Source organism: Corynebacterium frankenforstense DSM 45800, assembly GCF_001941485.1.
In the GTDB taxonomy this organism is placed as follows: Bacteria; Actinomycetota; Actinomycetes; order Mycobacteriales; family Mycobacteriaceae; genus Corynebacterium; species Corynebacterium frankenforstense.
Genome location: NZ_CP009247.1, coordinates 295,792 through 308,720 on the forward strand (window position 1 = coordinate 295,792; position 12,929 = coordinate 308,720).

Consider the following 12,929-nt stretch of genomic DNA (forward strand, 5'->3'; position numbering starts at 1 on the left):
CGTGCCGGCGGCGGGGTGTCGGGAGGGGTGCGGGGTCGCGCTGAGCGGGGCGTACGCCCGTGGGGGAGGCCGGGGCGGACGGTCGGGGGAGGCCGGCCGTGTGGCGCCGAAGATAATTTCGAAGAAATTCGTTCCACGTCTTGCCTCGTTCACCCCCGCTGTGCCATAATCGGTTCTGCAAGGCCCCGATATACCGTGCGGCCTGCCCCGGCCATCCCCCCGAGGCCGGGTTACCGACGGCCCGCGCACACCCCCCCCCGAGGCGCGGGCCGTCCTTTATGTCCGCACCCGGGTACCCGGCCCCGCAGGTCACGCGGGTTTCCCGGGTGGGTGTCCGGTCCCGCAGGTCACGCAGGCTCCCCGAGTGGTGCGACGCCGTAGCGCATCCGCGCCCGGCGCCGGAGCGTTCTCCACAGATTTTCGGTGACACATGCGCAAGTTGTGGGGGTGTTCCACAGGCCCGCAGGCGGACCCGTCACGTGGGCGCGGGGACCGCGAGTATCGGGGCCATGAACACTGCACCGTCGCCCGGCCGCGAGCGCTTCATCCTCGTCGCCGTCGCCGAGCCGGCCGCCCACCCGGAGGCCGTCCACGTCGCCGCCGCCGCGGGCCGCCCGCTGCTCGACCTGCTCGTCGACGTCGAGGACGAGGCCGAACGCGCCGCCGAGCTGGCCCGCCACCTCCCGCGGGCGGCGGCGGTGATCCTCGACGCCGCCGCGGCCGCCGACCTCGACTCCGTCACAGCCCGCCCGGGCGTCTTCGCCGTCGCCGCCGACCCCGGCCCGGCCCCCGAGGTCGAGGTCGGCGGTGCCCTGGTGCCCGGCTTCGTGGTCCCGGCCCAGTCGCCCGAGCTGCTCGCCGCCCTCGGCGCCGCCCTGCGCGGCGCCACCTCAGCGCCCGTCGACGCCGCCGGCACCGACTCCACGCGCGCCCGCCCCGGGCGCGCCCCGCACGACGGCACCTCGGAGCGCGACGGGCGCAGGCGCGGCGTCGGAAATCGACGGGGCCCGGGTGGCGGTGACGCACCACGTGCACCCCGCGCGGCCGCGGAACCGGGACGCGGACGGGTGTTGGGCGTCGCCGGGGCCTGCGGCGGGGCCGGGGCGAGTACGCTGGCCGCGGCCTGCGCGGTGGTCGCCGCGGCCGACGGCACGGCCGCGCTCGTCGACGCCGTGGCCAACTCCGGCGGGCTCGACCTGCTCACCGGCGACGAGGACACCACGGGCCTGCGCTGGGGCGACGTCGACTTCACCCGCGGCGAGATCCCCGCCGGCGACCTGGTGGAGGCCCTGCCCGAGACCCGCGAGGGTGTGTGGCTGCTCACCGCCGGGCGCTCCGTGCTCGCCGCCGCGGCCGGCCCCGGCCCCGGGGAGGTCGTCGCCGCCCTCGGGGTGCTGCGCCGCGAGGCCGCCACCGTGGTCGTCGACCTGCCGCCGTGGGGCCCGATGACCGACGAGGTCAGCGACGCCTGCGACCTCGTCGTCGTGCTCACCCCGGCCGAGGTGCGCCCCACCGCCGCCGCGGCGCGCCTCTGCGCGCGCCTGGAGTCCCGGCGCACCGGCGCGTGCGTGCTCGTGCGCCACCGCGGATGGTCGTCGTTGACGCTTGACGACGTCGCGGGGCTCACCCGGGCGCGCGTCCTCGGCGAGCTGCCCACGCACCGTGGCCTGGCCCGCCGCGCCGAGCTCGGCGGGCTGGGCGGTCCGCCGCGCGGGCTGGCGCGGGTGGCCGGGCTGGTCCTCGACGAGCTGCGGGGTGCGCGATGAGCGTGGAACGGCGTGAACTGGTCGAGCGTGTCCAGGCGAGGCTCGCGCGCGAGCGCGGCCCCGGCGACGCCTTCGGGGCGGGGGATCCGGCGCATGTCGCCGAGACCGTGCGTGAGGAGGCCGGGGTCATCAGCGACCTCGACCTGCTCGAGGTGCTGCGCGCGCTGCGCGACGAGGCGACCGGGCTCGGGCCGCTCGAGCCGGTGCTCGCGCTGCGTGGGGTGACCGACGTGCTGGTCAACGGCCCGGAGAAGGTGTGGTTCGACCGGGGTGCAGGCCTCGAGCGCGCCGGGGTGCGCTTCACCGACGACGCCGAGGTGCGTCGCCTGGCGGCCCGCCTGGCCGTCGCCTCCGGCGGGCGCCTCGACGATGCCCAGCCCTTCGCCGACGGCCGGCTGCGCCGCGACGACGGCACCGTGGTGCGCGTGCACGCGGTGCTCGCCCCGCCCTCGGAGACCGGCACCCTGATCAGCCTGCGCGTGCTGCGCCAGGCCAACCTGGACCTCGACGGGCTCGTCGCCGCCGGCACCGTCAGCGCCGTGACCGCCGGGCGGCTGCGGGGGCTGGTCGCCGCCCGGCGCAGCCTGCTCATCGTCGGCGGCACCGGCTCCGGCAAGACCACGCTGCTCTCCGCGCTGCTCGGGGAGGTCGGCGCCGGCGAGCGGGTCATCTGCATCGAGGACACCGCGGAGCTGCGTCCGCGTCACCCGCACGTGGTCTCGATGTCCGCGCGTCGCGCCAACGTCGAGGGCAGCGGCGAGATCACCCTGACCGATCTGGTGCGCCAGGCGCTGCGCATGCGCCCGGACCGCATCGTCGTCGGCGAGATCCGCGGCGCCGAGATCGTGGACATGCTCGCCGCGATGAACACCGGCCACGACGGCGGGGCCGGCACGCTGCACGCGAACTCGCTCGGGGAGGTGCCCGCGCGGGTGGAGGCCCTGGCCGCCATGGGCGGGCTGGATCGGGTGGCCGCCCACTCCCAGCTGGCCGCGGCCGTCACCGCGGTGCTGGTCATGCGCCGCGGCGCGGACGGGGTGCGCCGGCTCGCCCAGATCGGCGTGGCGCGCACCCGCGCCGACGCGGCGGTCGAGTTCGTGCCCGCCTGGGACCTGGACCGCGACGGCGCCGACGCCCCCGAGCTGGTCGGGACGGGGTCGGTCGCCGCGCCGGCCGGACCGGCCGGACCGGCCGCCCCGGGGCTGGACCGCGGGCGCCACCGGGGGAGGGGAGAGCCATGAGCACGGTCCAGCTCGCCCTGCTGCTCGCTGCCGGTGTCTGCGTCGCGTGGCTACCCGCCCCGCGGATCCGGCTGCGTGCGCTGTCGCGGCGTGCCGGTACGGGGAGGTTCTCGGTGCGGATCCTGCCCGCGGTACTCGGCGTGACCGGGGTGGCCGTGGTCGTTGTGCGCGCCGGGCAGACCACCACCGCGCTGGCCGGGGCCGTCGCGGTCGCCGCCGCGGTCGCCGGTTGGCGCACCTGGCGCACCCGGCGGGCGCGGGAGCGCCGGGAGGAGGCCACCGCTACGTTCCTGGGGCTGCTCGCCGGACAGCTCGAGGCCGGTGCGCCGGCGTCGCGGGCCGTGGCGGCGGCCGCCCGCGGGGCCCGGGAGAAGGACCCCGCCCACGTCGCCGCGCTCGCCCTCGCGCTGACCGGTGGCGCCGCGGCTGCGGGCGGCGGGGCCAAGAGCGCGGGCGGAGACGCCGTCGGGGACGGCGACCGTGACGCCGAGCAGCTGGCCGGGCTGTGGCACGCCGCGCAGGACCACGGGCTGCCCACGGCCGCCCTGGTCGAGCAGGCCCGCGCCCGCGTCGAGCAACGCCGCCGCCACCGCGAGTCGACGGCCGCGGCGTTGACCGGCCCGCAGTCCACGGCCGTGATCCTCGCGCTGCTGCCGCTGGCAGGCATCGGGCTCGGCACCGCGATGGGGGCAAACCCCCTGGCCGTGCTCACCGGCGGTGGGACCGGCGGGCTGCTCCTGGTCGCCGGGATCGCCCTGATCGCCGCAGGGCTGGGCTGGTCGCGGGTGATCATCGCCCGGGCCTCGGGGGTGGCGCGATGATCACCGCACTCGCGCTCGCGCTCGCGCTGGTCTGCTGGGCGCCGCCCACGCCGGGCGGCAGGCTCGACGCCGCCGACGGGGCCGCCGGGGCCAGCGGGGGAGTGGCCGGAGGTCCGCGTGCCCGCGACGGACCGTCGCGGGTGACGCACCCGGAGAAGACCGCCCGGCTGCCCGCCGCAGCCGGAGCCCTGGCCCGACGCCTGGGTTTCGGTGAGGAGGGCACCCGCCGCTGGGACCGGCTGCTGCTGGACATCGCCGCCGACATCGACCTGTACGCCGCGTGCACCGCCGCCGGGCTCGCGCCCGCGGTCGCAGCACAGATCGCGGGGGAGGCGAGCCGGGAGCCCCTGGCCGGGACCTGGCGGACGGTGGCCAGCCTCCTGGCCGTCGGCGCCGAGCCCGAGCGGGCCTGGGAGCCGACGGCCGGGGTGCCGGGGCTGTCCGACCTCGCCGCGCTGGCGGCGGGATCGGCGGCCTCCGGCACCCGGGTGGCCGCCGCCGCCGGGCGGATCTCCGAGCGTCTGCGCCGCCGCGCCGAGGACCGTGCGACGGCCGCAGGCGAGCGGGCCGGCGTCCTGATCGCCATGCCGCTCACGTTCTGTTTCCTGCCCGCCTTCTTCGTCCTCGGGCTGGCCCCCGTGGTCCTCGGCCTCGCCGGGAACATCCTGGGCTGAAGAAGGGAACCGACCTCGACCTGACCGATCTGAACCTGACCGACTGACCTGGACTGACCACCGCGGGCCACGCCGGCCCGACCGATCCGAGAGGACACCCACCATGACGACGACCACGATCCACGCGACCGACCAGACCACGACGGACCAGACCACGACCGCCTCGACCGCCGCCGTACCCACCGCCCGGGCAATGGGCGAGAGCCCCGCGAACGCCGGGGCCCAGACCTCCGCGGCCACCGCCGGCGCCGGCACCCGTGACCGCGTCATTGCCGCTGACCAGCCGATTCCCGATGCCGAGTCGAAGGAGGTGCGCGGCATCCTCGGCAACCAGTACGGGCTCTCGACGATCGAGTACGCCATGGGCACGCTCGCTGCCGCGGCGCTGGCGGCCGTGCTGTACATGATCATCAATAGCGACGCGGTCAGCGACGCCCTCGAGGGCATCATCAACGACGCGCTCTCGAGCACCCCGAACTGAGGTGGGCACCGTGGCGTCGACACCGTCGCGAGGGCCCGGGCAGCCTAGCCCCGGGCAGACCAGCCCCGGGCAGCCGGACCCCGGGCGGCGAGGGGGCGTGCCGAACATCCCCGCGTCGCGCACCGGCGGCCGGGCTGAGCTGGCCGACCAGGCCGGCTCGGTCACCGTCGAGGCCGCGGTGGGGGTGGCCTGCCTGGTCATCGTCTTCACGGCGCTCGTCGGCGGGGCCGTCACGCTGGCCGGCTACCTCGCCGCCGTCGACGCCGCCGGTGCCGCCGCCCGGGCGCACGCCATCGGGGTCGACGGCGTGCAGTTCGACCGCGGCAGTCTCACCGTCCGCGAGTCCGGCGGGGTGGTCACCGCGACCGCCACCGTCCGGGCCCCGATCGGGGAGCTGACCGCGCAGGCCGCCTACCCGGTGGAGTACCGGTGAACGGCCCCGTGCGCCTACGGCGTGCCGATTGCCCCGCTCGCCCCGCTCGCCCCGCCCGGTCCGCCAGGCGGGGCGGACCCGGCACACCCACCGTCCGCGGCGTGCTCGGTGACCAGGAGGGCTACGCCACGATCCTGGCCGCCAGCCTCGCCGCGGCGCTGACCGGCGTCATCGTCATCCTCGCCGCCGTGGCGGCCACCCTGATCGCCCTGCACCGCGCCCAGGTCGCCGCCGACATGGCCGCCGTCGCCGCGGCCACCGCGCTGGCCGAGGGACAGCCCGCCTGCCCGGTCGCCGAGTCCACGGCGCGCCTCAACGACGCCGAACCGTCCGCCTGCCGTGTCGACGGCGAGGACGTGGTGGTCACCGTGACCGTCTCCGGGCGCGGCGGCGTGGCCCGCGCCGGGCCGCTCTGAGGCACGCTCCGGGCGGCTCAGTGCTCCTGCGCAGCCTCAGCGCCTCCGCGCAGGGCTCAGCGCCCCGCGCCGCCCGCGCACATCGTCACCATCGCGCCGAGCAGCTTGATCGCCCCGGCCTTGTCCAGCGGCTGGTTGCCGTTGCCGCACTTCGGCGACTGCACGCACGAGGGGCAACCCGACTCGCAGGAACACGAGCGCACCGCCTCGAAGGTCGCCTCGATCCACTCGGCGAAGCGCTCGAAGCCGCAGTCCGCGAAGCCGGCCCCGCCCGGGTGCCCGTCGTAGACGAAGACCGTGGGCAGGCCGGTGTCCGCGTGTTCCGCGGTGGACACCCCGCCGAGGTCCCACCGGTCGCACGTGGCGATCAGGGGCAGCATGCCGATCGCCGCGTGCTCCGCGGCGTGCAGCGTGCCCGGGACGTCGGCCGCGGCGATCCCGGCCGCCGAGAGCACCAGCGGGTCCACGGTGTAGGCCACCGCCCGGGTGTGCAGCACCTGCGGCGGCATGTCCAGCGGGATGTTGTCCACCGTCGAGCCGTCGGGCAGCTTGACCACGTAGCCGGTGACCTGGTCGGTGACCTCGACCTCCACCGAGGCCACCCACAGTCCCGGGGAGGGGTTGAAGATGCCGTCGTCGTCGGGCCCGCCGATGATGCGGATGGCCGTCTGCCCGCGCGAGTGCGTCGAGTACTCCGGGGTCTCCGGGTGCGCCAGCGCCAGCGACGAATCCCAGTCCAGCTCGTCGACCACGAAGGACTCGCCCTGGTGCAGGTAGACCGCCCCGGGGTGCACCTGCGCCGTCGCCCGCGCCCCCTCGACGGTGCCCAGCAGGCGCCCGTCGGTCTGGTCGACGATCATGACCTCCTCGGCGCCCGAGCCGCGCAGCGAGACCTGGGTGTGCGCGGTCTCCGGGCTCAGCTGCCCGGTACCCGCCGGCACCGGGGCGGGGAACCAGCCGCGCGGGCGGTGGCGCAAAAGTCCCTCGGCGGCGAGTCCCGCCACCACGTCGCGGGCACCCAGGGCGTCCACCTCGGCGTCGGAGAGCGGCTTCTCCACCGCCGCGCAGTAGACGTGGCCGCGCAGCACGTAGGGGTTGGCCGGGTCGAAGACACTGCGCTCGACCGGGCGGCCCAGCAGCACGTCCGGGTTGTGCACCAGGTAGGTGTCCATCGGCTCGTCACGGCCGACGAGCACCACCACCGACTCCTGCCCGCGCCGCCCCGCGCGGCCGGCCTGCTGCCAGAAGGACGCCACCGTGCCGGGGAAGCCCGCGGTGACCGTCGCGTCCAGCGAGCCGACGTCGATGCCCAGCTCGAGGGCGTTGGTGGTGGCCACACCCAGCAACGTGCCCTCGTCGAGCTCGCGCTCCAGCCGGCGGCGGTCCTCGGCGAGGTAGCCGGCCCGGTAGGAGGCCACCCGGCGGGCGAAGTCCGGCCGGCCCTGCGCGGAGAGCCCCTCGGCGGCGCGCAGGGCGACCGTCTCGGCGGCCCGCCGGGAGCGCACGAAGGTCAGCGTGCGCGCGCCCTGGGCGATCAGCGTGGCCATGATGTCGGCGGCCTCCGTGGTCGCCGCGCGGCGCACGGGCGCGCCGTTGTCGCCCTCGGCGCCCTCGATGAAGCCCGGCTCCCACAGCATCAGGGTCCGCCGGCCCGTCGGCGCGCCGTCCTCGGTCACCGCGGTGACCTCCCGGCCGGTCAGCCGGCTGGCGTGCGCGGCCGGCTCCGCGGTCGTCGCCGAGGCCAGCACGAACGTCGGGTGCGACCCGTAGTGCGCCGCGATGCGGCTCAGCCTGCGCAGCACGAGCGCCACATTCGCGCCGAAGACGCCGCGGTAGGTGTGGCACTCGTCGATGATGACGTAGCGCAGGTGCCGCAGCAGCCGCGCCCACCGCGGGTGGTTGGCCAGCACGGACACGTGCAGCATGTCCGGGGTGGTGAACACCCAGCGCGAGTGGTCGCGGATGCCGGGGCGCGCCTCGGTGGGGGTGTCGCCGTCGTAGGGGGCGGGTGCCACCCCGGAGAGCCCCGGCACCGCGCGGGTCAGCCGCAGCGTGGCGGCCAGCTGGTCCGAGCCCAGCGCGCGCGTCGGGGTGACGTAGAGCGCGCAGGCGGTCTCGTCGGCGGCCAGGTCCGTCAGCACGGGCAGCTGGTAGGCCAGCGACTTGCCCGAGGAGGTGCCCGTGGCGACGACGACGTCGTGGCCGTCGTGCGCGAGCTGCGCCGCCTCCGCCTGGTGCGTGTACGGCTTGCCGACGCCGCGCTCCTCCAGGTGGGCGCGCAGCCCCGGGTGCACCCACCCCGGCCAGTCGGCGTACCGCGCGGGGCGCGCCGGGATGGTGCCGCGGTAGGTGCACGTCGACTCGGGGAAGCGGCGCAGGATCAGGTCGGTCAGCTCCGCACCGAGCCCGGTGGGGGTGCCGGTCGTGGTGCCGTCGTGCGTGCCGGCGTGCGTCGCCTCGTCCACCCTCGTACCGCCGCCTCGCTGTCCCGGAAGCCGGTCCGCGCGCTGGGCGTGACCGGCCGCCCCCGGCCCGGGAGACCCCGGGTGGGGGCGATTTCTGCCTATTCGGTGGACCTGATCCTATCGCCGCGCGACCTTTTGTGGAACACTGAGGGCTGGTCGCAGATTTTTCGCGCAGTGTTTCATGTTTCACACGGCGCTCGCAGAAAAGCTTGACGCGGGCGTCCAGATGCTTCTTCCCCCTTCAAGGCCCTCCGGTCTCCGGAGTCCTTTCAGGCGGTGGAGTCGTACCTGGAAGTTCGGTATGACCACCATCCACCACCAGCCACCGAAAAAGAGGTACTGAAATGGCACAGGGAACCGTGAAGTGGTTCAACGCTGAGAAGGGCTACGGCTTCATCGCCCCCGATGACGGCTCCTCCGACGTCTTCGTCCACTACTCCGAGATCCAGGGCAGCGGCTTCCGCACCCTCGAGGAGAACCAGAAGGTCGAGTTCGAGATCGGCGAGGGCACCAAGGGCCCGCAGGCCCAGCAGGTCCGCGCCCTCTAAACCGCGCCGCCGCGGGGTCTGAATCCCCGCGCAGCCGAGACCCCGGCGTCCCCGAGTGGGACGCCGGGGTTTTCTGCGCCGGAGGCCCGGCGCATCCTGCGCCTGAGGCGCGCCGCAGGCGCGCGCCACCGGCGACGTCGCGCGGGCGCGCCGGCGGCGACCACCGGGACGTCGGAAATTGAGGGATTAAGCCCGCGAGGTGCCCGTGCGCACCTGGTGGGCGTCGGAGAAGTACTGGCGCACCCGGTCGATGAGCACGCCGACCAGCGCGCCGAGGGTGACGCCGAGGATCATGCCCAGAATCGGGTAGTCCTGCAGCACCCAGCCGCCGAGGTAGCCGATGAGCACCGCCTGGCTGACCCAGACGAGCACGCCGACGGAGTCGATGAGGAAGAACAGCCACCAGGGGTACTTCATCGCACCCAGCATGATCGTGAGCACCCAGCGGCCCCAGGGCACGAAGCGGGCCACGATGATCGTCATCGCCGCCCGGGTGCGGATGGACTTCTCCACCCAGTCGACCGCCCGGCCCATCTTCGACTTCGGCGGCATGGAACGCACGAACATCACCAGGCGGGTGCCCAGCAGGTAGCAGATGTTGTCGCCGAGAACGGCCGCGACCACGGCGATCGTCCACACCGCCCAGATGTCCGGCACCCCGCGGCTGGCCGACCACGCCGCGCCCGCGGTGATGATGGTCTCGCTGGGCAGCAGGGGGCACAGGGCGTCGCCGACGATGAAGAAGGCCAGCAGCGGATAGAACCACCACGAGCCCAGCACAGCCTCGATGAGGACGGTGAGCTGGTCTGCCATTGGGGGCCTCCGGCGGGGGTGAAGAGGGCGGGTGGTACTCGGCTGATTCTAATGCGGCTGCGTGCGACGTAAAGATAACTGTGTACGGTGTAGAACAGAATTTCCCGGGCCGGGTGTACCGGCCGGTCAGCGCGGCGCGCCCCGAGGGTCGGGGTCGGCCGCCGGGCGCGGGGCCGAAGTTCGCCCCCGCCCCGGGGCCCGCGCCGCCGCCGACCTCAGCAGAGAAAAACGAGAGGGATGAGACCGCGTGGCAGACAACGGCGGTAAGGGCGTCAAGCGCCTGGTCATCGTCGAGTCGGGGACGAAGGCGAAGAAGATCCAGCCCTATCTCGGCGACGACTACATCGTGGAGGCCTCCGTGGGCCACATCCGCGATCTCCCGCGCGGGGCCGCCGACGTGCCCGCGAAGTACAAGAAGGAGCCGTGGGCGCGCCTCGGCGTGGACACCGACCACGGCTTCGCCCCGCTCTACGTGGTCAGCCCGGACAAGAAGAAGAAGGTTGCCGACCTCCGCAAGAAGCTCAAGCAGGTCGACGAGCTCTACCTGGCCACCGACCCCGACCGCGAGGGCGAGGCCATCGCCTGGCACCTGCTCGAGGTGCTCAAGCCCAAGGTGCCGGTGCGGCGCATGGTCTTCAACGAGATCACCAAGCCGGCCATCCTCGCCGCCGCGGAGAACACCCGCGACCTCGACGAGAACCTCGTCGACGCCCAGGAGACCCGCCGCATCCTCGACCGCCTCTACGGCTACGAGGTCTCCCCGGTGCTGTGGAAGAAGATCATGCCGCGCCTGTCCGCCGGGCGCGTGCAGTCCGTGGCCACCCGGGTGATCGTCGAGCGCGAGCGCGAGCGCATGGCGTTCATCTCCGCCGACTACTGGGACCTGGCCGCCACCCTGGACACCGGCGCCAGCGACGCCGACCCGGACAACCCCTCGACCTTCCCGGCCCGGCTGTCCGCCGTGGACGGCCGCCGTGTGGCCCAGGGCCGCGACTTCGACGACCGCGGGCAGCTGAAGAAGTCCCGCGACGAGGTCGTCGTGGTCGACTCCGCCCGCGCCGAGGCGCTCAAGGCCGGCCTGGCCGACGCGCGGTTCACCGTCGCCGACGTCGAGCACAAGCCGTACACCCGCCGCCCGTACGCGCCGTTCATGACCTCGACGCTGCAGCAGGAGGCGGGGCGCAAGCTGCGCTTCACCTCGGAGCGCACGATGCGCATCGCGCAGCGCCTCTACGAGAACGGCTTCATCACCTACATGCGTACGGACTCCACCGCGCTGTCGCAGCAGGGCCTCAACGCCGCGCGCACCCAGGCCCGCCAGCTCTACGGCGAGGAGTTCGTCGCCGCCAAGCCGCGCCACTACGACCGCAAGGTCAAGAACTCGCAGGAGGCCCACGAGGCCATCCGCCCCGCCGGCGAGTCCTTCGCCACCCCGGGCTCCCTGCACGGCCGCCTCGACGCCGAGGAGTACAAGCTCTACGAGCTGATCTGGCAGCGCACCGTCGCCAGCCAGATGGCCGACGCCAAGGGCACCTCGATGCGCGTGAACATCACCGCGGCCACCGCCGACGGCGAGGACACCGAGTTCACCGCCACCGGTCGCACCATCACCTTCCCCGGCTTCCTGCGCGTCTACGTGGAGACCTCGCAGCTCTCCGACGGCCGCAAGGTCGCCGACAACGCCGAGCGCCGGCTGCCGCGCCTCGACGAGGGCGACTTCCTGACCGCCGCGGAGATCTCCGCCGAGGGCCACTCGACCAACCCGCCGTCGCGCTACACCGAGGCCAGCCTGGTCAAGAAGATGGAGGACCTCGGCATCGGGCGCCCGTCGACGTACGCCTCGATCATCAAGACGATCCAGGACCGCGGCTACGTGTTCGCCCGCGGCAACGCCCTGGTGCCCAGCTGGGTGGCCTTCGCCGTCGTCGGCCTGCTCGAGGAGAACTTCGCCGCGCTGGTCGACTACGACTTCACCTCCTCGATGGAGGACGAGCTCGACGACATCGCCGCCGGCGAGGAGGACCGCACCGAGTGGCTGACGGGCTTCTACTTCGGCGACGCCGACGCCCCGGAGGACCTCGCGGACGCCATCGCGCGCCGCGGCGGCCTGAAGTCGCTGGTCGGCGAGAACCTCGAGCACATCGACGCCCGCAAGGTGAACTCGCTGCACCTCTTCGACGACTCCGAGGGCCGCGCCGTGGTGGTCCGCGTGGGCCGCTACGGGCCCTACATCGAGCGCCGCGTGGGCACCACCGAGGAGGGCGAGCCGGAGTACCAGCGCGCCAACCTGCCGGAGGCGACCACGCCGGACGAGCTGACCCTCGAGTACGCCGAGAAGCTCTTCGCCACCCCGCAGGGCGGCCGTGAGCTGGGCGAGAACCCCGCCAACGGGCGCATGGTCGTGGCCAAGGAGGGCCGTTACGGCCCCTACGTCACCGAGGTCGTGCGCGACGACGAGCGCGAGAAGTCCGAGGCGCACGCCGAGGAGATCGTCGCCGCCGAGCGCGCCGAGGAGGACCGCCAGCGCGCCGAGGAGGGCAAGCGCAAGAAGAACTGGGAGACCAAGACCGCCGCGAAGCAGAAGGACAAGCGCATCGCGGAGATCGTCGACGCGGAGCTGAAGCCCAAGACGGCCTCGCTGTTCAAGTCGATGCAGCCGGCCTCGGTGACCCTCGAGGAGGCGCTCAAGCTGCTCTCCCTGCCGCGTGAGGTGGGCGTGGACCCGGTCGACGGTGAGACGATCACCGCGCAGAACGGCCGCTACGGCCCGTACCTGAAGAAAGGCTCGGACTCGCGCTCGCTGGCCGAGGAGGACCAGATCTTCACGATCACCCTCGACGAGGCCCGCCGCATCTACGCCGAGCCGAAGCGCCGCGGCCGCCAGGCGGCGCGTCCGCCGCTGAAGCAGCTGGGTGACAACGACGTCTCGGGCCGCCCGATGAGCGTCAAGGACGGCCGCTTCGGCCCGTACGTCACGGACGGCGAGACCAACGCCTCGCTGCGGCGCGGCGACACGCCGGAGACGATCACCGACGAGCGCGCCAACCAGCTGCTCTCGGAGCGCCGCGCGAAGGTCGCCGCCGACGGTGGCGGCAGGAAGTCCACCAAGAAGGCGGGCAAGAAGTCCTCGAAGAAGTCCTCGAAGAAGTCGACCAAGAAGTCGACGAAGAAGACCTCGAAGAAGACCTCGAAGAAGGCCGCCAAGAAGCCGCCGCAGACCACCCGCAACGTGGTGCGCGCCGGCAGCCGCCGCAAGTAGGCCGAACCGAGC

The 12,929-nt window shown here is 74.1% G+C and carries 11 protein-coding genes; 9 read left to right on the forward strand and 2 right to left on the reverse strand.

Features of this window, described 5'->3' with window-relative positions; translation table 11 throughout:
• Positions 1-509 precede the first annotated feature (509 nt).
• The 7 genes from ssd (at position 510) to CFRA_RS01245 (ending at position 5,832) form a co-directional block, all read left to right on the forward strand.
• A complete protein-coding gene (ssd, locus tag CFRA_RS01215) occupies positions 510-1,766 on the forward strand; it encodes a septum site-determining protein Ssd (protein WP_075663109.1) in 1,257 nt (418 codons plus the stop codon).
• Positions 1,763-3,007: a TadA family conjugal transfer-associated ATPase gene (locus CFRA_RS01220; RefSeq protein WP_083666759.1), complete on the forward strand. Its 1,245-nt coding sequence runs from the start codon at positions 1,763-1,765 to the stop codon at positions 3,005-3,007. The genes ssd and CFRA_RS01220 overlap by 4 nt, the downstream gene beginning before the upstream one ends.
• Positions 3,004-3,828 carry a hypothetical protein gene (locus CFRA_RS01225; RefSeq protein WP_075663111.1) on the forward strand — a complete coding sequence of 275 codons (825 nt, stop codon included), beginning with the start codon at positions 3,004-3,006 and terminating at the stop codon, positions 3,826-3,828. Before CFRA_RS01220 ends, CFRA_RS01225 begins: the two co-directional genes overlap by 4 nt.
• Positions 3,825-4,502 carry a type II secretion system F family protein gene (locus tag CFRA_RS01230; RefSeq protein WP_075663112.1) on the forward strand — a complete coding sequence of 226 codons (678 nt, stop codon included), beginning with the start codon at positions 3,825-3,827 and terminating at the stop codon, positions 4,500-4,502. The genes CFRA_RS01225 and CFRA_RS01230 overlap by 4 nt, the downstream gene beginning before the upstream one ends.
• Positions 4,503-4,788: 286 nt before the next feature.
• Positions 4,789-4,983, forward strand: coding sequence for a DUF4244 domain-containing protein (locus CFRA_RS01235; RefSeq protein ID WP_075664785.1), 195 nt, complete (start codon positions 4,789-4,791; stop codon positions 4,981-4,983).
• Positions 4,984-5,080: 97 nt separating this feature from the next.
• On the forward strand, positions 5,081-5,416 hold the full coding sequence (locus CFRA_RS01240; protein WP_245797620.1) for a hypothetical protein: 336 nt from the start codon (positions 5,081-5,083) through the stop codon (positions 5,414-5,416).
• A gap of 101 nt (positions 5,417-5,517) precedes the next feature.
• Complete coding sequence (locus CFRA_RS01245) at positions 5,518-5,832, forward strand: Rv3654c family TadE-like protein (RefSeq protein WP_075663113.1); 315 nt, start codon at positions 5,518-5,520, stop codon at positions 5,830-5,832.
• Positions 5,833-5,888: 56 nt separating this feature from the next.
• On the opposite strand, the gene CFRA_RS01250 is transcribed toward CFRA_RS01245, so the two are convergent.
• Positions 5,889-8,225, reverse strand: a complete 2,337-nt coding sequence (locus CFRA_RS01250; protein WP_075664787.1) for a DEAD/DEAH box helicase — start codon at positions 8,223-8,225, stop codon at positions 5,889-5,891.
• Between the two features lie 416 nt (positions 8,226-8,641).
• Here CFRA_RS01250 and CFRA_RS01255 point away from each other — a divergent pair, with 416 nt between their 5' ends.
• Positions 8,642-8,845, forward strand: coding sequence for a cold-shock protein (locus tag CFRA_RS01255; protein ID WP_075663114.1), 204 nt, complete (start codon positions 8,642-8,644; stop codon positions 8,843-8,845).
• A 186-nt stretch (positions 8,846-9,031) separates the two neighbouring features.
• Here CFRA_RS01255 and CFRA_RS01260 read toward each other — a convergent pair whose 3' ends face one another.
• Complete coding sequence (locus CFRA_RS01260; RefSeq protein WP_075663115.1) at positions 9,032-9,658, reverse strand: DedA family protein; 627 nt, start codon at positions 9,656-9,658, stop codon at positions 9,032-9,034.
• Positions 9,659-9,905: 247 nt separating this feature from the next.
• Between CFRA_RS01260 and topA the strand changes: the two genes are divergently transcribed.
• Positions 9,906-12,917: a type I DNA topoisomerase gene (gene topA, locus CFRA_RS01265; protein ID WP_075663116.1), complete on the forward strand. Its 3,012-nt coding sequence runs from the start codon at positions 9,906-9,908 to the stop codon at positions 12,915-12,917.
• Positions 12,918-12,929 lie beyond the last annotated feature (12 nt).

Excerpts from the sequence above, each read along its gene's own strand:
- ssd (WP_075663109.1), top strand. The coding sequence starts at position 510 with ATGAACACTGCACCGTCGCCCGGCCGCGAGCGCTTCATCCTCGTCGCC.
- CFRA_RS01230 (WP_075663112.1), top strand. The coding sequence starts at position 3,825 with ATGATCACCGCACTCGCGCTCGCGCTCGCGCTGGTCTGCTGGGCGCCG.
- CFRA_RS01220 (WP_083666759.1), top strand. The coding sequence starts at position 1,763 with ATGAGCGTGGAACGGCGTGAACTGGTCGAGCGTGTCCAGGCGAGGCTC.
- CFRA_RS01255 (WP_075663114.1), top strand. The coding sequence starts at position 8,642 with ATGGCACAGGGAACCGTGAAGTGGTTCAACGCTGAGAAGGGCTACGGC.
- CFRA_RS01260 (WP_075663115.1), bottom strand. The coding sequence starts at position 9,658 with ATGGCAGACCAGCTCACCGTCCTCATCGAGGCTGTGCTGGGCTCGTGG.
- CFRA_RS01225 (WP_075663111.1), top strand. The coding sequence starts at position 3,004 with ATGAGCACGGTCCAGCTCGCCCTGCTGCTCGCTGCCGGTGTCTGCGTC.